At 45.0% G+C, this 20,465-nt stretch carries 18 protein-coding genes and 3 tRNA genes; 19 read left to right on the top strand and 2 right to left on the bottom strand.

From position 1 onward, the window contains the following. Positions 1 to 83: 83 nt before the first annotated feature. The 10 genes from HMPREF1039_RS06715 to HMPREF1039_RS06670 all read left to right on the top strand — a co-directional run bounded on the left by HMPREF1039_RS06715 (position 84) and on the right by HMPREF1039_RS06670 (position 8,199). Positions 84 to 1,061, top strand: a complete 978-nt coding sequence (locus HMPREF1039_RS06715) for a C-terminal binding protein (RefSeq protein WP_007391726.1) — start codon at positions 84 to 86, stop codon at positions 1,059 to 1,061. 123 nt (positions 1,062 to 1,184) lie between these two features. Then, a complete protein-coding gene (locus HMPREF1039_RS06710) occupies positions 1,185 to 2,129 on the top strand; it encodes a phosphodiester glycosidase family protein (protein WP_007391680.1) in 945 nt (314 codons plus the stop codon). A 9-nt stretch (positions 2,130 to 2,138) separates the two neighbouring features. Next, positions 2,139 to 3,047, top strand: coding sequence for a hypothetical protein (locus tag HMPREF1039_RS06705; RefSeq protein WP_007391613.1), 909 nt, complete (start codon positions 2,139 to 2,141; stop codon positions 3,045 to 3,047). 12 nt (positions 3,048 to 3,059) lie between these two features. After that, on the top strand, positions 3,060 to 3,386 hold the full coding sequence (locus tag HMPREF1039_RS06700) for a hypothetical protein (protein WP_007391705.1): 327 nt from the start codon (positions 3,060 to 3,062) through the stop codon (positions 3,384 to 3,386). Positions 3,387 to 3,419: 33 nt separating this feature from the next. After that, positions 3,420 to 3,923, top strand: coding sequence for a hypothetical protein (locus HMPREF1039_RS06695; protein ID WP_007391712.1), 504 nt, complete (start codon positions 3,420 to 3,422; stop codon positions 3,921 to 3,923). Between the two features lie 148 nt (positions 3,924 to 4,071). Continuing rightward, a complete protein-coding gene (locus HMPREF1039_RS06690) occupies positions 4,072 to 4,872 on the top strand; it encodes an amino acid ABC transporter substrate-binding protein (protein WP_007391625.1) in 801 nt (266 codons plus the stop codon). 30 nt (positions 4,873 to 4,902) lie between these two features. Continuing rightward, complete coding sequence (locus HMPREF1039_RS06685) at positions 4,903 to 5,553, top strand: amino acid ABC transporter permease (protein ID WP_007391626.1); 651 nt, start codon at positions 4,903 to 4,905, stop codon at positions 5,551 to 5,553. An 8-nt stretch (positions 5,554 to 5,561) separates the two neighbouring features. Next, on the top strand, positions 5,562 to 6,329 hold the full coding sequence (locus HMPREF1039_RS06680) for an amino acid ABC transporter ATP-binding protein (RefSeq protein ID WP_007391666.1): 768 nt from the start codon (positions 5,562 to 5,564) through the stop codon (positions 6,327 to 6,329). A gap of 120 nt (positions 6,330 to 6,449) precedes the next feature. Then, entirely contained in the window at positions 6,450 to 7,004 is a 555-nt protein-coding gene (locus tag HMPREF1039_RS06675; protein WP_007391742.1) for a hypothetical protein, read from the top strand. Positions 7,005 to 7,014: 10 nt separating this feature from the next. Then, a complete protein-coding gene (locus HMPREF1039_RS06670) occupies positions 7,015 to 8,199 on the top strand; it encodes a type II secretion system protein GspD (protein WP_007391645.1) in 1,185 nt (394 codons plus the stop codon). 110 nt (positions 8,200 to 8,309) lie between these two features. Here HMPREF1039_RS06670 and HMPREF1039_RS06665 read toward each other — a convergent pair whose 3' ends face one another. Beyond that, on the bottom strand, positions 8,310 to 12,617 hold the full coding sequence (locus tag HMPREF1039_RS06665) for a 2-hydroxyacyl-CoA dehydratase (protein WP_039891914.1): 4,308 nt from the start codon (positions 12,615 to 12,617) through the stop codon (positions 8,310 to 8,312). Between the two features lie 298 nt (positions 12,618 to 12,915). On the opposite strand from HMPREF1039_RS06665, the gene speE reads away from it, so the two are divergent. From speE to HMPREF1039_RS06645, 4 genes are all read left to right on the top strand, one after another. Beyond that, on the top strand, positions 12,916 to 13,764 hold the full coding sequence (gene speE, locus HMPREF1039_RS06660; RefSeq protein WP_039891913.1) for a polyamine aminopropyltransferase: 849 nt from the start codon (positions 12,916 to 12,918) through the stop codon (positions 13,762 to 13,764). A 90-nt stretch (positions 13,765 to 13,854) separates the two neighbouring features. Beyond that, positions 13,855 to 13,930: transfer RNA gene (locus HMPREF1039_RS06655), tRNA-His, on the top strand. Between the two features lies 1 nt (position 13,931). Next, positions 13,932 to 14,006 (top strand) — tRNA-Gln (locus HMPREF1039_RS06650). 3 nt (positions 14,007 to 14,009) lie between these two features. Continuing rightward, a tRNA-Lys gene (locus HMPREF1039_RS06645) sits at positions 14,010 to 14,085 on the top strand. 264 nt (positions 14,086 to 14,349) lie between these two features. Here HMPREF1039_RS06645 and HMPREF1039_RS06640 read toward each other — a convergent pair. Beyond that, complete coding sequence (locus HMPREF1039_RS06640; RefSeq protein WP_007391723.1) at positions 14,350 to 15,789, bottom strand: sodium:proton antiporter; 1,440 nt, start codon at positions 15,787 to 15,789, stop codon at positions 14,350 to 14,352. A 296-nt stretch (positions 15,790 to 16,085) separates the two neighbouring features. On the opposite strand from HMPREF1039_RS06640, the gene HMPREF1039_RS06635 reads away from it, so the two are divergent. The 5 genes from HMPREF1039_RS06635 (at position 16,086) to HMPREF1039_RS06620 (ending at position 20,390) form a co-directional block, all read left to right on the top strand. Continuing rightward, positions 16,086 to 16,532 carry a universal stress protein gene (locus HMPREF1039_RS06635; protein WP_007391740.1) on the top strand — a complete coding sequence of 149 codons (447 nt, stop codon included), beginning with the start codon at positions 16,086 to 16,088 and terminating at the stop codon, positions 16,530 to 16,532. A gap of 215 nt (positions 16,533 to 16,747) precedes the next feature. Continuing rightward, on the top strand, positions 16,748 to 18,448 hold the full coding sequence (locus tag HMPREF1039_RS06630) for a DUF2157 domain-containing protein (protein WP_007391658.1): 1,701 nt from the start codon (positions 16,748 to 16,750) through the stop codon (positions 18,446 to 18,448). After that, entirely contained in the window at positions 18,445 to 18,795 is a 351-nt protein-coding gene (locus HMPREF1039_RS08425) for a hypothetical protein (protein WP_007391737.1), read from the top strand. The genes HMPREF1039_RS06630 and HMPREF1039_RS08425 overlap by 4 nt, the downstream gene beginning before the upstream one ends. Then, positions 18,738 to 19,100 (top strand): hypothetical protein, encoded by a 363-nt coding sequence (locus HMPREF1039_RS08420; RefSeq protein ID WP_235720040.1) that lies wholly within the window; start codon positions 18,738 to 18,740, stop codon positions 19,098 to 19,100. Before HMPREF1039_RS08425 ends, HMPREF1039_RS08420 begins: the two co-directional genes overlap by 58 nt. Before the next feature lie 24 nt (positions 19,101 to 19,124). After that, positions 19,125 to 20,390: a hypothetical protein gene (locus tag HMPREF1039_RS06620; protein ID WP_007391695.1), complete on the top strand. Its 1,266-nt coding sequence runs from the start codon at positions 19,125 to 19,127 to the stop codon at positions 20,388 to 20,390. Positions 20,391 to 20,465: the final 75 nt, after the last annotated feature.

The following is a 20,465-nucleotide window of genomic DNA, read 5'->3' as shown; positions in this document are numbered from 1 at the left end:
AATTGACAAGATATGTGGTATATAATTAAGTGTATATTGGTGATTCATGTAATGAAATAAAATTTCAGAAAAGGGGCTGTGATATGTATCACATCAGTGTGTTGACAAGTCGTCAGGATGAAGATGAGTTTGGCGAGAGGTTGCGCGATATAGCGCGCGTAACGTATTGCCCGTCCATGACGGAAGAGGAAATGGCGGAGGCTATGGAAGATGCGGAAATTATTATTTGCAAACATGAACCGCTCCGAGCTTCTTTGTTGGAAAAATTAACAGATTTAAAATTAATTGTCATTTTATCTACTCGCAGTGATTCGGTAGATGTGGCGGCCGCTCAACGATCGGGGATTACGGTATTGAATAATACGTCGTACTGTGTAGAGGATTCGGCGGACCATACGTGTGCTATGATATTGGCGTTGCTGCGGCAATTGCCGGAGTATCAAAGTGATATTTCCAGCCATAATCGTTGGCAGTACGGCTCGGTGACCTGGCCCATTCATCGGGTACAACATAATATTATCGGGTTGGTAGGGTATGGTCATGTAGGACGGGCCGTCGCTAAACGTATGAAAGTATTCGGCTGTCATGTACAGGCGTATGACCCGTTTGTTAAAGAACAGGTAATGCGTGCGGATCAGGTGCAGGCGGTGGATTTTGATAAACTGTTAAAAACGAGTGATCTTATTTCCTTACATATGCCTTTGGATGAAACTACGCAGTATATTTTTCAAGACGAACAGTTTGAACAGATGAAGCGGGGCGCGATGTTTGTCAATTGTTGTCGGGGAGGATTGGCCGATGAAGCGGCGTTATATCATGCTGTTGACGGCGGTCATATTCGGAGTGCGGCGCTGGATGTGTTGTCTATGGAACACCCCGGGCCGATGTTGCTTAAAATGATTGCACGTCCGGAGTTTTTATTGACTCCGAATGTCAGCTGTCATTCTGTGGAAGCGGATGTGCAAGTACGAGATGATGCGGAACGATATATTCGTCAATTTTTAGAAGGAAATCGGGAGAATTTGCCGCGAGTCAGTCCGCACTTTGTAGAAGAAATGTAATCACCCTGAAGCCGTGACTTCTCAGGAGCGGCTTTTTGTCTTTTTTTGTAGAGCCGACAGGGGCGGTTAAAACGATAAATTCAGTAATGCGTAGAGGCATTGCAGAGATATTAGAGGGTAATAATGAAGAAATACTTCCAAGCAATCGGAAAATTTTTACTTGTCCTTATTCTATTTTTTTGTGTGACATCGCCATTTGTCGTGTTATTCGGACCGTTCGACAATTTGAAACGAACCGTGGTGGGAGCGGTATTAAAAAGTCGGCATCCGCAATATATTACATGGCTGTTTTCACAGGAGGAAATTGAAGAAATTTTAGGCGGTATCAGTACCATTCCTAAACAGAAATTGTTTAAATTTAAAGAAAATAAGGACACGTCTTTAAATTTAAAACACATTAACGCCAAACGATTTAAAGGATTTTTACTGGAAATTCCCGATCCGAAACGGGTAACCGTGGCCACGGCCGCCAATATGAGCGAAAAAGGAGAAACGGTCAGCGGGATTGCTACGCGTACCGGTGCCGTAGCGGCAATCAATGCCGGCGGTTTTTATGATGCCAACGGTACGGGAACCGGACGCAGTCCGTACGGATTTATTTTGCATGACGGGAAATTTTTATTAGGCGGAAATTTGGCGGATTCGGAAGTCAATGAGTTTGTAGGGTTTAATGAAGACGGCAACCTTATTGCCGGTAATTATAGTAAAGGGGAATTGGTGCGCATGGGAGTGCGGGAGGGGATTACCTTCGGTCCGGCACTGATTGTCAACGGAAAAAAGATGATTACCGGCGGTGACGGCGGTTGGGGCGTGGGACCGAGAACGGCTATTGGACAACGTAAAGACGGAACCGTTCTCTTTTTGGTTATTGACGGTCGGCAACCGGGATACTCCGTAGGAGCGACGTTACGGGATATTCAAAATATTTTATTTGAAGAAGGTGCCGTTATTGCTGCTAATTTAGATGGCGGTTCCAGTTCCACTCTGTTTTTTAACGGCAAGGTGATCAATAAACCGGCGGATCTTTTGGGGGAACGGATGATTCCGACGGCCTTTATTGTGCAATAGGAGGAAGGCATGAAACTTCGCAGTGTTCTTGTCGCTTTTGCAGTGGGAATTGCCTGTCAAGCGGCAGTATATGTATATTTGGATCAAGTGTTGTTTGCGCCGACCTCGGCGTTTCAAATCGGCGGTACGAATCAGCAGGAAGCATTGGGATTCGGGGGAGAGCCGAACGGACAATCTTATTATTCGTATGACAAGCGGTTCATGGCAACGATTGTGGAAGATACGATTTCTATTTATGAAGCAGGAAAAAAAGAAGCTCCTCGGCGTATTCGCCTGCACGGTCGTAAAGTATCGTTTTTTGAATGGTTGCCGGATCGGGATTTGGCAATTTTAGCTACGTATGGACGAGGAGGTAAAGATAACCGCTTCGGTGTGTATTTGGCACAGTATAACCCGCTATATCCGGATCGGGAATTGGATACGCCTATAAAAGATGCGCCGCGGGACAGTAAAATTATAGATGTGGCGTATTCCACGGCGACGAATGTGATTTATATGAAATTGGAAGTGGCGAAAAATCGCTATCGCATTTATCGAACCGATGCGAATTATGCGACCAGGAGAATTCCCGTACAGGCGGAAAACATCGGACGTATTGCCGTGTTTTATGATTCGGACACATTCTTTTATGATAATTTAAAAACCGGTGTAGTGTATATGTTTGACGGGATTTCCTGTAGTTGGCGAGAAATTTCGCCGGTGGGTTCGAAATTCCGCTTAATCGGTATTGACGGACAGGAAATTTATATTGGTGAATTGAATGCGAATGGGGAAGTTATTGCCGCTTATCGCGGTCGATTGAAAAAGGGATTTACCAAAATTGCTACTTATGCAACTCCGCAAAAATTTTCTCAAATTACGTTAAACAGTATGCATGAAGCGTCCGATAAGGCCGATGAAGCGGATGAGCATTCATAAGGAGGCATACGAATGGGCAAGTTTAAAATACCTAAAAATCGAGATATTTCAGAAATGTTTGCCGGGGTAGAAGAAAAAGAAACATTTGAAACGGCGATTTGGGAGGAGCAACCTTCTGTAAAAAAACATAAATCGGCGCCTAAACAAAGTGCGGCAGCATTCAGACGGCAATTTTTTGATGAAGATTTGCAGGAAAAAGTAGGGAATCTGTTATTGGAAATTAAACTGGCCTATTATAAAGACGGCATCGGAGACATTTCCTTGGAAGTTGTGAAAAACGGTCGTAATATAGAAATTAAAACGCATCCTAAAAAAAGGAAAAAGAAAGATGGCGAATAAAATGGCAGTACAAAGATTAGCAGGAGGGGGACGATGGAAAAATGCCGGTGGGAAGACCGCTTTCCTTGTGGCAATGTAGAAGCGGAACTGCGAAACGGCGTCGCTTTTTGTCGGTATATGCGGGTTATTTTTCTGGGGGGCGGTATATATTTTTTTTGGCTGGTCCTACATGAACCGTTTTGGGGAGCCAAAGCGGAAAATATGGCCTTGGTCATTTTTTGTTTGTGGCGTATATACAGGCAACAAGATATTATGTGTGTAATTGCTGCGGAAGGTCTGATTGTACGTCGTCAATTTGCAACATTACGGGAATTCTGGGAAGAACAAGTGCGACCGGAAAAGCGTTTTATCTTTTTACCGTATGAACACATTTTTTATATTTCTCCTCACTGGCGGGAAATTCAAATGGGAGAGCCTGTTGAAGGGGGAATCGTTATTGTGCCCGTGCATTTACAATTTCTTCATAAAGCGGATAAACGTCGGATTGTGGAACGAATTCGCAGCAGTGGGGAAAATGAATTTAAAAACAATATATAAAAACAGAAAAAACGCGGATATGGATGAATACGGAAGTATTCTCCTTATAATACCGCGTTTTTATAGAAAACAAATACTTTACCGATTTAATTGGATAAAGTATAATGACAACATACATTAGATGGAGGATAGAAAGGGTGTTTGTAAAATGAAAAAACGCAGTATAAACATTTGGATGACCTTGGTGATTGTCATGTGTGTGGCGGTGCTGGCCGGCTGCGGTCATAAACCGAGTGAAACGACGGGCATTCCGGATAAGATTATTATCGGCATGGATGATAATTTTCCGCCCATGGGATTTAGGGATGATCAAGGTCAACTTGTAGGGTTTGATATTGATGTGGCGAAGGAAGCTTCCAAGCGTTTGGGGATCCCCGTAGAATTTCAGTCCATTGATTGGGACAGTAAGGAAGCGGCTTTAAAGAGCGGACAAGTGGATGTGCTTTGGAACGGGTTGACCATTACGCCGGAACGACAAAAAGTGATCGCCTTTTCCAAACCGTATATGAAAAATGACCAATTATTGGTAGTTCGCAGTGACTCTCCCATTCATGATAAACAAGATTTTTCCGGAAAGTGTATCGGGACACAGGAAGGAAGCAGTTCTATTGATGCTTTAAATCGTCATAAAGATTTTCAGCGTTCCTTAAAAGACGTGAAAAAGTACGGCGACTATGTGAATGCCTTTATGGATTTGGAAGTAGGCCGCATTGACGGGGTATTGGTAGATAGTGTGGTCGGTCGATACTATATGGAAAAGAAACCCGGAAAATTTAAGGTCGTCGATAAATCATTGGGTGAAGAAACCTTCGGCATCGGTATGCGCAAGGAAGATAAACCTTTACAGGATAAAATGAATAAAGTGATGGCGGAATTGAGTCGGGACGGGACGTTGTCCGCATTATCGAAAAAGTGGCTGGGCGATGACATTACGATGAAAATTCAATAGTACTATAGAAAAAGAAAGCGGAGTGCAGTTATGGAGTATGTATGGAGTATTGTTCCGGCGATCGGCGCGGGACTACAAGTCACATTAAAGATTTTTTGTATTACCATTATCTTGAGTTTACCTTTCGGCGTATTGTTGTCGGTAGGACGTACGTCGCGGATATGGGGGATACGCAAGATTATCGGGATATATATTTATATTATGCGCGGTACGCCGCTTATGTTACAAATTTTATTTATCTATTACGGGTTGCCATTTTTAGTGGACGGGTTACGATTACCTCCTTTCGGAGCGGCTATTATTGCCTTTGTGTTGAACTATGCCGCGTATTTTGCGGAGATTTTTCGAGGCGGCATTCAATCCATAGGTCGCGGGCAATATGAAGGGGCCAAAGTATTGGGCATGACGTATGGACAGACTATGCGCCGTATTGTGCTGCCCCAAGTCGTTAAATGCGTTTTACCGCCGGTGGCCAATGAAACGATTAATTTGTTGAAAGATACGTCTTTAGTATATATCCTGGCCATGAATGATATTTTGCGTATTACCCGTTCTATTGTGCAGCGTGATTTTGATACGACGGCATTTTTAGTGGCGGCTGTATTTTATTTAGTATTTACGTTTATTTTAACCCGCGTCTTTATGTATCTGGAAAAACGCTTTTCCGTATATGATAATTAGGAGGATGTATGAGTTTTATTGAGATGAATCATATAAAAAAGAAATTTGCCGATACCCTCGTATTGAACGATGTGACGATGCATGTAGAGGCAGGGGAAGTCGTTTCTATTATTGGTCCTTCCGGGAGCGGTAAGAGTACGTTTTTACGTTGTTTATGTCAATTGGAAACGATTGATTCCGGTGAAATTATGGTAGACGGAAAGGTCCTGGTACAAACGCCGGAGGGAACGGAACGGGCTGTATATGCGGAGCCGCAGACGATGCGGGGGATTTGTAGAAAAATGGGCATGTGTTTTCAGCAATTTAATTTATTTCCGCACATGACCGTGTTGGAAAACATATTGGAAGCACCGCGACAAGTAAAAAAAATGAAAACCGAAGAAATTATGCCGTTAGCGGAAGAACTGCTGCATAAAGTCGGTTTGTGGCAAAAAAAAGATATGTATCCGTCGCGGTTGTCGGGCGGGCAACAACAACGAGTAGCCATTGCGCGTGCGTTGGCCATGGAACCGGAGATAATGTTGTTTGATGAACCGACCTCGGCGTTGGATCCGGAATTGACAGGCGAAGTATTGCGAACGATTCGCCAATTGGCCGATGAGGATATGACGATGGTCATAGTGACTCATGAAATGGCATTTGCCAAGGAAGTGGCGAGTCATGTGATTTTTATGGCGGAGGGAAAAATTCAAGAAGAAGGAAGTCCGCAAGATGTATTTGAACATCCGAAGCGGGAGAGAACTAAAAACTTTTTACAGTCGATGATACATTTATAAAAAACAAGGTGAAGATTTCATGAAAATAGAAAATCTTCACCTTGTTTTTTTAAGAAAAATTTAAATTGAAATTTAATATTTATTTGCTATACTGAAATTAGCAAGAAAGGAGGAAGTGGGATGAAATGGCGGCAACAAATGTCGGAGCGGTGGCGAAAATATGGTCGTACATATCTTCCGTATGTGGGTATCGTGGCTATTCTCATAAGTATGGGGGCAGGATGGCAATGGCGGCACGGCAATACACAGGGAGCGGTTACGGAAACGGCGACAACGGAGACGGAAGAAAAGCCGGCAGAAGGAGCGGAAGCTGCCGAAACAGTTCGGAAGGAACCCGGTACTTGTGTTTGCAGCACATTAGCGGCAGTACGACCGCAGGCGGTTAAAGATTTATTTGCGCCTGTTTCTTTACCGCCTGTACAAGAGAATACGCCGCCTACGGGTTCCGCGGACGCGACAGAAGGGGTTCCGACCGGTAGCGGCAGGGTGGAGGAATTTCCGAAAGTTTGCGGGTTTATACAGGCCGGACAGCAGCCGATCGTGTTATTACGGGAGGGAGATAAAACTCGGGCTTGTCAAGTCGGCGATACGATAGGTCCCTATGTGGTAGTATACATTCGCGGTCGATGTATCGGTTTAGGACGGGATAATATGGTGAAGGAAGTAACGGGATGAGAGGTATCGTATGAAAACGTGTGTACGTGTATTGGCAATAGGGATAGCCGCGATCAGCTGGTATATGCCGGTTTCGGCTTTACAAGTACGAGTAAGCGATGCGCCTATTCGAACCGTGCTGGAGGGATTGGCCAAGAGCGGCAATCTGAATCTTATTATTGATGATTCTGTACAAGGGAATATGACGCTTCATTTAGATCATGTTACGCCGGCACAAGCGGTGGAAGCGATTGCGGCGAGTCAAAATTTATTTTATGATACGGGTTCGCCTATCGGTATTATTACGGCGGGACGTAATGAAGAAAAAGGAAAACAGTATTATACTTGGCAACTTAAAAATACGACGCCTGAAGCGGTGATACGGGCCATACAGGCAGTTGTCCCGGCGGCTGCGGTTAAAAGCTATGCCGACTCGAATACGGTGGTGGTCGGCAGTACTAAAAGAGAAGCGCAGCTGGTCAATAAGTTGGTGCAACAATTGGACAAAAAAACAGCACAAGTCGATGTAGCCGTACGAATTGTATCCCTTGATCGAAAAGCATTGCATAAGCGGGGGATCGAATGGGACTGGCAGCCGTTCGGTTCGGGATCGCAAACCGTTTTTTCCTGGTTAGGTCAAATACAGGCACTGTCCGAACAGGGAAAGGCGGAAATATTGGCGAGTCCTCATATTATGGCAAGTAATGGAAAAGCCGCCCAAATTCTCATCGGCGATCGCGTACCCGTGTTGAAAGAACATTTGGCCAATGGCGAAAAAACGGCCTCTATTTCCTATGAAGAAGCCGGTGTAAAATTAAATTATACACCGTACATTCATCAAGACGGCAGTGTGACCGCTTCCATAGAAGCGGAAGTCAGTACGCCCGTATGGGTTCCGGAAATGAAAGCCTATCGTATTTCTACGCGTCGTGCCAAGACGATAGTACGGATGAAGCCCGATAAAACGTTGGTTATCGGCGGATTAATCGGCAAAGAAGAGATGGAACACTTTCGCAAAGTACCGTTACTGGGAGATATTCCCTTAGTGGGGAAATTATTCCAAAGTCGCTATAAGACGGCTAAAGAAACGGAAGTGGTAATTATGTTACAAGCTCGTCCGGTGCAGGATGAGGAACAAAATACGGTGGCTACAGAACTGTTTCCGCCTATAGAAGATGAGAAATGTTTGTTGGCGGGAAACGGTGTAGATAGATAGTATTTTATATAACCATAAAAAGCATGCAGGTTGTAGAGTGATACGCTACAACCTGCATGCTTTGTTTAAAAAAAGATTTTGTCATAAGCCTTTTCGGTATTTATATAGGGTTATTGTTTTTCTCCCGGAATGGAACTGTTTAAGTGTACGCCCGGTAAGAAGGGACGCAGGGGTTTTTGTTGAGGTGCCGCTTCTTTGCGAATGCCGTCGAAGGTGGTTGTCAACATTAATTTTAAGCGATTGGTCTGATTGACGGCACTGGCGCCCGGATCGTAGTCGATGGCTACAATGCTGGTATCGGGGAAGGAGGCTTTTAAGGTTTTGATCATGCCTTTTCCCGTTACATGGTTGGGCAGGCAAGCCCAAGGTTGTAGGCAGACAATATTTTTGGCGCCGCGGTGGATGAGGTCAATCATATCGCCGGTGAGAAACCAGCCTTCTCCGGCTTCATGCCCTAAGGATAAGTATTTTTTTGCTTCGTCGGCAATATCGTAAATAGAAGTGATCGGGTCAAAATGACGACTTTTTTCTACGGCTTTACGATAGGGCTTGCGATACCATTCAATGAGTTTGACGGCACTTTTACTGAGTAAGGAGGAGAACAGGCTTCCGGATAAATATTTATAACGGAATTGCGTATCCAAGAGTCCGTACAGAATAAAGTCCGCCAGGCCGGATACTACAATTTCGCCGCCTTCCTCTTCAATCATGCGTACAATATGATTATTGGCAATGGGGTGGAATTTTACATAAATTTCTCCTACTAAGCCAATGCGCGGTTTTAATTTTTCATCAATTTCGATGTTGTCGAATTCCCGTATCAAGTCGCGCATGTTTTTCTTATAAGTACGTATATCGGCTTTTAATAAGTCGTGTGTGCATTTGGTTTGCCATTTTTTAAACAGGGCTTCGGCAGTTCCTTTTACTTTTTCATAGGGGCGCATGCGATATAAGACTTGTTGTAAGGCGTCGCCGTACATGACCGCCATGGCCAGGCGATGCCAGAATCCGAGTCCCGGTTTGAAGCCGGGATGCGCGTTTAAGCCCTTGGCATTGAGGGAAATAATGGGCACTTGTCCCATATCCGCATCGGCCAAGGCTTTTCGAATCATGCCGATGTAGTTGGTGGCCCGGCAACAACCGCCTGTTTGCGAGACAATGACAGCGGTGTGATTGAGGTCATATTTTCCTGATTTTAAAGCGGTAATAATTTGTCCCAAGGACATAATGGCCGGATAGCAGGCATCATTGTGAATATAGGTGAGCCCGTTGTCAATGGCTTCCGCTCCCTGATGGGGAAGGATTTCCAAGTGAAATCCTTCATGAATAAATGCGGATTGGAACATGGGAAAGTGAATGGGTGTCATAGAAGGGGCTAAAATAACATCGGTTTTTTTAGCTTCTTCTGTAAAGACCGCTTTTTTATACGTATATTCTTCGGCAGGAGGAGTGGCGACGGCGGAACGATGGTTCATGACGAATAGTAATGAACGTAAGCGAATGCGAATCGCACCTAAATTGGAGCCTTCGTCAATTTTTAAAAGGGTGTGAATTTTATGCCCTCGGGCTAAAATTTCTTGTACCTGATCGGAGACAATGGCATCCAGACCGCAGCCGAAGGAACTTAGTTCTACACATTCCAAATTGGGTTGGGTTACAATATACCGGGCGGCACGATAGAGCCGGGAATGATAGGACCATTGGTCGACGACGCGTAATTCTTTCGGCAAATGTTCTAAAGGAGCGACACCGTCTTCGGTCAATACGGCCAGTCCCAAGCCGGTAATTAATTCGGAAATGCCGTGGTTGATTTCCGGATCAATGTGATACGGTCGGCCGCAGAGGACAATCGCACGATCGCCGTCTTTTTTTAATCGTTCCAAGGTGCGTTTCGTCAAGGCATAGAACTTTTGTTTATAGGCTTCTTCTTCTTTCCAAGCGGCTAAGGCGGCGGTTTTGATTTCTTTTTTCCCCAGTCCCCATACTTGCAGTTCGTCTTGTAAGCGAGGCACTATCCGATGTTTGTCATGAATCGGTAAAAAAGGACTGAGAATAGGCGTATTCGTTGCCGCCAAGCGTTCCCCCATATTATTACGAATGACTTCGGGATAACTCATGACCATGGGACAATTAAAGGAATTATCGCGACTTCCTTCGGCAGGGCCGTTTTGAATACACGGATAAAAAATGCGATCGACACCTTTTTCCAAGAGATTTTCAATATGACCGTGCACCAATTTTGCCGGATAGCATGCCGAATCGGAAGGCACTGTGTCCATGGCTTTTTCGAACAGTTCTTTGGAAGAACGATCGGACAGTACGACTTCATATCCTAATTGTGTAAAGAAGGTAAACCAAAAGGGATAATCTTCATACATATTGAGGACGCGAGGAATGCCGATTGTGCCGCGAGGAGCATTGGTAAGCGGTTTATAGTGAAACAGCATGTTATATTTTATTTTATATAAGTTGGGAAGTTTTTTGGTTTTGGTGTGTATGGAGCCGGCGGCACCGCGTTCACACCGATTCCCGGTAATAAAGGATCGTCCGTCATTGAAGGTGTTGACGGTCAATAAACAATTGTTGGTACAAAGACCGCAGTGACGAATAGAGGTGGCAACATGCAGGTTTGCCATTTCTTTTTTATCTAATAAGGTGGAATGTTTATGATCTTCTTCATAGGCGGTATGGCAGATTAAAGCCATGCCGAAGGCTCCCATGAGACCGGCAATCGCCGGCCGGATTACTTGGCGGTGTAATAATTTTTCAAACGCACGTAAGACGGCATCGTTATAAAAGGTGCCGCCTTGGACCACAATGTGTTTGCCCATTTTTTCCGGATCTTTTACTTTAATTACTTTATATAAGGCGTTTTTTATGACGGAATAGGATAAGCCGGCGGAAATATCCGCTAAGGCGGCGCCTTCTTTTTGCGCTTGTTTTACTTTGGAATTCATGAAAACGGTACATCGCGAGCCGAGATCAATCGGACTTTTAGCTGCTAAAGCGGCTTGCGCAAAGTCTTCAATAGAAAATTTTAAAGATTTGGCAAATGTATCCAGGAAGGATCCGCAGCCGGAGGAGCAGGCTTCGTTTAAGAGAATATCTTCAATATGGCCGTCTTTCAGACGAGTGCATTTCATATCTTGTCCGCCGATATCCAAAATGAAATCCACGTCCGGACAAAAATGAGCGGCCGCCTGATAATGGGCAATCGTTTCCACTTCTCCTATATCAATATGCATGGCCTCTTTTAATAAGGCTTCGCCGTAGCCGGTAATGCCCGTTTTGGCAATGAAAGCGCGAGGCGGCAATTGGGCATAAATATCTTCAATAATACGTTGTGCCGCTTTTAAAGGGCTGCCTTCATTGGTTTGATAATGAGAGTAGAGAATTTCATTATCTTCACTGAGCAGGGCCGCTTTGATGGTGGTAGAGCCGGCGTCCAATCCGAGAAAGCAGGCGCCTTCATAGGTCGCTAAATCCCGGGTGGGAACCGTATGGCGGCTGTGACGCAAGCGAAATGCCTGCAGTTCGTCCGCCGATTCAAATAGAGGCGGCAACCGATCGGATTGGGTCAAGGAGGACTCATCTATATTTTTTAAGCGGTTCATTAAATTCATAAAAGATATGGGGGGGGCTTGAAAACTTCCCAGCGCGGCGCCCATAGCAACATATACTTGGGCGTTTTCAGGGGCAATGATTTCTTCCTCCTGTAAATGAAGGGTTTTGGCAAACTGTTCACGCAGTTGCGATAAATAGGTCAGCGGACCGCCCAAGAAGCAAACCGTTCCTTTAATGGGACGGCCGCAGGCCAAGCCGGTGATGGTTTGAAAGACAATGGATTGAAAAACGGAGGCGGCAATATTTTCTTTGCCGGCTCCTTCATTCATCAGGGCTTGTACATCGGTTTTGGCAAATACGCCGCAACGTGCCGCAATAGGGTATAGCGTATCGGCGTGTTTGGCCATTTCGTTCAACCCGGAGGCATCCGTATGGAGTAAGGTGCCCATTTGGTCAATAAAAGCTCCCGTACCGCCGGCACACGCGCCGTTCATGCGGTGTTCACTGCCTCCGGTTAAATAGGTGATTTTAGCATCTTCACCGCCCAATTCGATAATAACATCGGCTTGAGGATGATAGGTGCGGACCGCTTTGGTGCCGGCAATTACTTCCTGTATAAAGGGAATTTTTAAATATTCTGCCAATGCCATGCCGCCGGAACCGGTCATAGCGACCGTAATTTGTCGGTCGCCGAAAATTTCAAAAGCATTTTGTAATAAGTCCCATACTTTTTGGCGAATATCCGTATAATGGCGGACATAACAAGCATGCAGACATTGTTTTTTTTCATTTAATACGGCAATTTTTACGGTAGTAGAACCGATATCAATGCCTATATGTAACATAGTATCCATGACTTTCACCTTAGCGGTCATAAAACCCCGCTCTTTCTTACAGTATAGTTCGTAGTTTTCCATTATTTTCATAAAGAGTGTGTAAACAAAAACAGTCTACTTTATATTGTACCATACTATAAGAAAACGAAAAGAGGATATTCGTACTTTTTCTTTTATAATAGCGGTTCTTTTATACGTAAGACGAGAGAATAAGAGATGATTTTCCCGGTTGCTTATGATACAATAAAACAATAAAATAAAAATAAGTTGCGATAAGTCGAGAGATAGCAGATAAGAAGGAGATAGCAAAAAGATGATGAAACAGTATGTGACGGAACATCAATCAAAGCATTTGGATTTAACGGCGGAAGCCACTCGTATTTTATTTCAGGGGAAGTCGGAGTTTCAAGATATTATTGTGGCGGATACTCCGGAATTCGGAAGAATGTTGGTTTTAGACGGTGTATTTCAGACATCGGATAAGGATGAATTTATGTATCATGAAAGTATTGTACATATTCCGTTGTTTTTGCATCCCCACCCGAAACATGTGCTGATTATCGGCGGCGGTGATGGCGGTTCCGCTCGTGAAGCGGTGCGGCATGCTTGTGTGGAAACGGTGACAATGGTGGATATTGACGGTAAGGTCATTGAATTGTCGAAACAATATTTTCCGGCTATTTCCAAGGCGATGCGGGAAAAAAATCCGAAATTGACGGTGAAAGTCGGGGACGGCATTGCTTTTATGCAGGAAGCGGAAAATTTTTATGATGTGATTATTGTAGATTGTTCGGATCCTGTCGGGCCGGGGGAAGGCTTATTCACGTCTTCTTTTTATCAAGATACGTATAAGGCGTTGAAAGAAGACGGCTTATTTGTACAACAAACGGAATCGCCGTTTATGCATCGTCAATTGGTACATGATATATTTTCGCGTGTTTCCGCAATCTTTCCTATTTCCCGTTTGTATACGGCGTATATTCCGCTATATCCGACCGGCATGCATTGCTTTACGATGGGAAGCAAAACCTATGACCCTTTAACATGGCAACCGAATCGTAAACGAGATTTTTCCACGCAATATTATAATGAAGGGATTCAGCGGAGTGCATTTGTATTACCTAATTTTGTGAAAGATGTTTTATATGGAAAAAAAGAACGGTAAAATAGAATAAAAAATGTTGACACTTGTAAGGTTTGATGGTAGAATAATTTACGTTACCGACGGTTCAGCTGTTGGTAACGCAATTATATGGCGGGTATGGTGAAGTGGTTAACACGGCGGATTGTGGCTCCGTTATGCTAGGGTTCGAGTCCCTATACTCGCCCCATAGGGGTATAGCCAAGTGGTAAGGCACCGGACTTTGACTCCGCTATGCGCTGGTTCGAATCCAGCTACCCCTGCCACATGATTCATTAGCTCAGTTGGTAGAGCACCTGACTTTTAATCAGGGTGTCCCGAGTTCGAATCTCGGATGGATCACCAAGTGCAAAGAGAGGGAAACCGTGGTTTCCCTCTCTTTTTGTATGTAAAAAGGGGAGTTATTCGGAGAATATCGTGTAGGGGATGCAAGGTACAAGCGCGGTTGCGGGGACCGGGGCCTTATAGTCGTTATGGGCGACAGACATATAGGGGACCGGTAGCTGTATTGTTTCTATAGATATAAAAGGGCGGTAACGAAAGGCGTAAAACAGTTCCTTTCGTTACCGCCCTTTGCAGAGGGTATACTCCGTAGATAGGGGATGAATATTAAATAAAGAAAATCAGGGTAGTAATAATAAAAATCGGCAGTAAGATGGCGCAGGACCAAGCCATATAGCCGAAGAAACTGGGCATTTTTACGCCGTTTTCTTCGGCAATGGATTTGACCATAAAATTGGGGGCATTACCGATGTAGGTAATGGCGCCCATGAATACGGCACCGGCGGAAATCGCTTCCAATACTAATTGCGGTACAATGCCGACAGCGGTTTCTATTCCCGGATGTTCTCCCAAGGCTCCCGCCGTTTGCAGGAAGACTAAATAGGTCGGTGTATTATCTAAGAAAGAAGATAAAGTGCCGGTGGCCCAAAAGAGTTGCCAAGGGGTAGTCAGTCCTAATTGCGCACCGTGTGTTTTGAGTAACATTAAGGCCGGGATCATAGTAATAAAAATACCGATAAATAATTTTGCCACTTCCGCAATGGGCCCATAAGAAAAATCATTCCATGCGCGTGTCCAATGCGGTGTTGTTTTTAAAGAAAGGAAAGCGGCAAGTAAAATTAAAACAATTTCCACTAATGTGGCATAGGGGAAGACGACTTCATCAAAGACGGGGATGCCGGCGTTATGCGCAAAAAAAGCAAATTCTTTGGGCAATACGCCGTTGGCAATTACGCCGAGAATAATGAGAAAAATAAAAACGATGTTATGAATTCCTTCAATACGGCGCGGTTCTCTTTTCTCTTCTACGGTTTCCGGCGTTCTTCCGGCAGCCAGTTCTTTTTTATAGAAATGATGATCCAGGAAAAAGAACAGTACGAAGAGCAGGACGGCATTCAGCGCCAGTACAGGGAACAGATGGAAAGTCCAGGTAAAGGGAACACCGCGCTGAAAACCCATGAAGAGAGGCGGATCGCCCAAGGGGGTTAAGCAGCCGCCGACGTTGGCGACTAAGAAGATGAAAAATATAATAATATGGACTTTGTTTTGTCGCCAGTCATTGGCTTTGAGTACCGGCCGAATCATTAACATGGCGGCACCGGTAGTTCCGACCCAGCTGGCTAAAAAGGCGCCGATAAAAAGTAGCAAGGCATTGACTTTGGGTGTACCGGATAAGGTTCCTTTTATGGCAATTCCGCCGGCGACGACAAAGAGCCCGAAAAGCAGTACCAAAAAGGGAATATAATCTAAGAGAATGGATTCCAATAAGCGGTATGTTGCTTCGCCGTAACCGTACATGGCGGCAAAGGGAATAAGAAACAGTAAGGACCAACCGACGGCCACGCGGAACATATTGTGCTCCCACCAATGCGCATGGATCAAAGGAATAACGGCAATAGACAGGAGCATGCCTACAAAGGGAATAATACTCCATACGGGGAGGCTTTGACTTACCGCTTCATGCCCGATTCCTTCGGCAAAGACGGCGGGCGTGGCAGCCAACAGCAAGGAAAGAATACACAGTAAACGTTTAAAAAGTTTGCTCATAATGATCGCCTTTCTTTTTTTATTTTACATTCAGCATATAGTATATCATGAAAAATAAAAAACTTATACTATTTTTATTGGAAATAGTAGAGAACATTATAGTCGAAAGAAAAACAAAATGCGAATATAATAATTTTAAGAAAGATGTATATTTTTAACATGTATAAGCGATTTTTCCGAGTTGCCGGAAAAGCGGGCGTACGGATAAAAAAATTTTTTTTAAAGAAGGAAACCGGCCGGCAACAAAGAATACTTATATAACAACTATTTAACAGAGAAAGACTGGAGGGATTTATATGGCACAATATAAGAATATTATTGTTCCTACAGACGGTTCGGTCAATTCCAAACGGGCTGTGGAACATGCCGTCATTATAGCTCAGGCTTCAAAAGCAGCCGTTACCTTGGTGTATGTGGCAAATATTGTTTCTGTAATATCGAATTTTGATCATATTCCGAATAGTAGCGGCTATGTGACGGAGCAAGTGGCGATGGACATGGAAAAAGAAGGTAAAGCGGTATTGGCTGATTTCGCTAAAAATATTCCCGACAATATAGAAGTGAACAGCGTATTTGAAGTAGGCTCGCCGGGACCGGCTATTTTATCGGTAGCCAAGAAAAATAATGCCGATTTAATCGTTATGGGTAGTCGCGGTTTAGGACCTATTAAAGGCTTGTTTATGGGTTCGGTCAGCAGCTATGTAGTAACTCATTCGACTTGCCCCGTGATGATTGTAAAATAAGTATGTTATGCGGCGATCTTGCGTAAGAACTGCGGATCGTCGCTTTTTTTCAGCTCGTTCGTTGCATAACGAGAAGCGTCTCATAAGGGAGGCGTTTATTTTTTTGTAAATGCCGTATTTGTGATATACTGAAAAGGTAATATGATAAAGGTAATATACAGGATAGTTGCCGATCCTTCCGAGAGGGGATGGGGCATACTGTTCGGGAGGCAAGAATGAAAGAGCGCGGTATAGAAAAAATCGGACATATAGTAGCGGAATGGGAAGCGAAAGGTTGGCTTATGCCGACAGGAAAAGAAGCGGTACAGCGACAATTGCAGAGAGAAATGGCACCTTTACAGATGCGCTCGGCCTATGTGGCGGCTATCGGTATCGGCGCCGCTTTATTGGGAGTGGCTATACTTTGGGTGTTGACACAGGCCTGGTATTATGTATATCCGGAGGTTCGCATGGGGGCCGCCGTAGTATTGGTCTTGTTGGGGCAAGGCGGCACTGCGGCGGTGATGTTGCAAGAAAAACAAGGGACGGAACGGGCGGAAATAATGGGAATGTTACAGTATTGTTTTTGTTTAGCCGCCGTGGCGATGATTGCGCAAACGTATTATTGGGGTTGGAGTATTATGTCGTATTTGTTGCCGTGCGTTGTCGTGAGTTTGCCGGCGATTTATTTATTGCGATCTGTGAGCGGACTTATTTTATATGATATTTCCGTATTGTGGTGGATGGCCTGCGGGGGCACATTACAACAAGCCGGAGGCAGTGTTACCGTTTGGGTATTGCTTATGTTGTCGCTTCCTTTTTACTATCTATTGCTGCACAAGGGAGAAGAAAAGCGCTTGGCTGTTTTTTCGTGGGTTACGACGATTACCGTGTTTTGTGCCTTTGCGTTGGTTTCCGCCACGACTGCCTATATTCCTTTTTTAGCATTGGCGGCGTTGGCGGCGACAATTATGTTAACGGGGTATACGATTGATATTCGGAAAGCTTGGGGGACCCCGTTTCGGTGGTGCGGTCGGTTTGCCGCCGTCGCTTCTTTATGGTTGTCTTGCATTCCCGCTTCCTGGCGGGGAATCGCTGATATTCAAGGCTTTCATTGGACTGCGACGGCAGTGACGGCGGTACTTTTTGCGGCGATGGTCGGATTGTTTGTAAAAGGGGTAAAACAAAGACTATGGAGTCCGCTGTTGTACAGTATTATTCCGGTAGTGATTGCCGGAGAAACGGTGTTGGTTCGCAGCGGGGTGTACTCTTCTTTGCCTCTTTGGGTATCTACTTTATATTTATTTATAATGGGCGCGTGGGAAGTATGGCAAGGTGTGCGGCAGGCGCGTCGCGGACATACGCTTTTGGGAATATTGGTTCTCATCGGCTTAGCGGGCATGGTTATAGAGGTCCGAACGGTTTCTCCGATGACGATGGTAGCGGCGTATATATTGGTATTTTTGGCGGCTCGTCAAATGGCTAAAAAGAGACGGGAAAACAGTCAAAAAGCAGTTCGGCATCGGCATTTACGAACGCATATTACAGTGAAATCACGTCCTAACAGTACCGGAGAAACGGTTGACGGACCGACGCGCGACCGGATGAAACGGGCGGAAAATTTGCCGGCGTGGATGGAGGAAAACGGCATTTCCGCATCTTCTTTACAAGAAGCAATGAAAGATAAGGCGGAACAAATAAAACAAACGGTGACGGTTATTCCCCGGCCACAAGAAACGTCTTCTTTTGTGCCGCCCGTGTTTAAGCAACCGGAAGATATTCCTTTGCCGGGAGAAGGTATACCGGCACAACAAGAAATAGAAATAAAAGACCGGGGCGTCTCCCGTTCTCCGTGGCAAGCACGGGAGAAACGGGAGAAAAAAGATAAAAAGCGAGTACTCTCTCCGTGGGGGACGGAAGAAAGGAATAAAAAATGAGTACGGTACATGCTGAATTTGCAAAGTTGGGAAAATATAAGTGGGTTATTTATGCCTTGGTAGTGATTGCCCAGTTAAGTACGGTAGCGTATGCGGCATGGCGATATCATAATATCGGGGTCGACGGGATTCCGTATCAGTGGCGTTGTGTACCGCGTTTGGAAACGGCCGCTTTCGGCACGGATTATATACGGATTATTTTCCCGGAAGATACGGCGAAATGGTTGGATAACAGTATGCCGGAAACCGGAAAAAAATATATGTATATATTTCCCGTAATACGCAAGGTATGTTACAAATTGAAGGCGCTTCCGCCACTCGGCCGCCTTTCGGAAAAGATTATATGACGGCGGTCATTACCTCGATATGCTCGGGAGGAAAGGTGCAATTTCAGGTCCCTTTCGGTCGGTATCGCATGGCGCCGCAAATGCGGGACGGCATTTATCGTATCGGCAGTACGGACAGCGTGATTGCGCAAATTCGCATGAAAAAAGGCGCCGGGGTTATTGAAGGGGTATTTGTCAACGGCGTTCCTTTGGAACAAAGCAGCAGCGGCGCCGTCATAGCCGCCAAAAAAGCGGCACAACAGCCGAAAACATCGCCTTCTTCGCACGGCATTGACACGGGTATGGTACCGCCCGCTGAAGAATAAGGGCGCACAGAAAGGGATACGTATATGAAAAGATGGATACAATCCGGAATGACCGTATTGCTGGCCGTATTGTTTGTCTTGATGTCGGGATTCAGAACACAGACCATTATTCATGATGACGGCAGTGAAACGCAAGATGTGTTGAAGGTGGCGGCTACGGCACAAGGACAAGAAAGTTTGAAAAGTGATGCGGACGAATTTCAGAAAAGAAATTATATGGTTATGGATTATAGCAATGATAACGGGGAAGGGTTTCGGGCATTAAAGACCATTACGAATGAAGGTGCCAATAAGAGCTCTGTCGATCGGGTCGTACATAAAACGCATGACGGGTTATTATGCACTACGTATTATATTGATTATGCGTATACGCCGCAGAGCATTGCCGAACTTCGTTGGGGGAAGCCTATGCCCGAAAACGGTGTGGATTTGGAATATATCGTGTCTTTTCCGTCCGGTACCGGGGTGACGTGTAACAGTACGAAGGCGGACGAGCAGGGGAGTACTTATATGTGGCGCTTGCGTAATGATGTGCCGTCCGCGATCCGGCTGCAAGCCACTGTATGGCATAAATTGTTTATTTATATAGCCTTGCTGCTGATTATTTTGTGGGTGCTTATTGTCTTTTTTATGGAACATAAACGGCGAAATGTTATCAGTTGGAAACAAGCGGCTCATTTGCGACGTTTGGAAGGATTGTTTTTATTGATACCATTGTGTATCGTAGCGTATATGGGGTATGAATATTATGTCGGTACGCACATTACGGCCGGATCGTTGGCCAAAGTGTCGCAACAGCAACAAGAAGAGCTGGTGGAACGACGGGAAGAAGATAAAAAAGTACAAGAAGCGGATACACGTCCCGAAATAGCTACGGATGATGCGGATACGACGGATATGAAGACGGAAATTGCCGATATAGCCGGAGCATTACGCAGGTTAAATCAATCTTATCAGAATGGCGAACTGACAGGGGATGAAGCGCGTAGACAGGCTCGGGATTTGATACAACAAATGGAATCGCTCAAGCAGGGAAGCACCGGATTATCGCAGGCAAATCAAGAAATTATACGGCAAGTTCTGGGACGACTGCTTCGAGAAGCGAACCGAATCGGACAAGGCGACGCAAGCCGTTCGTTGCAGAACGCGACGAATCAGCAAGGAAACGATACCGGTGCGGCGGACACTGCCGGAACGCCGACGAAATCGCAGCATGCCGGCACCGAACAAAATGACAGTCATTCTCGTTCGGATGCGGGGGAAGCAACGACGGTAACGGAAGGAGAGTGAGGCGGGAGTAGAAGAAAAGTAAATTATTTTGATTATTTTAGTCAAATATATTTACAAGTGTGAAAAACATGGTAT

The organism is Megasphaera lornae, from assembly GCF_000214495.1.
Lineage (GTDB): Bacteria > Bacillota > Negativicutes > Veillonellales > Megasphaeraceae > Megasphaera > Megasphaera lornae.
The sequence above is the reverse complement of the archived record's forward strand: the minus strand, read 5'-3'. Positions and strand labels throughout refer to the sequence as shown.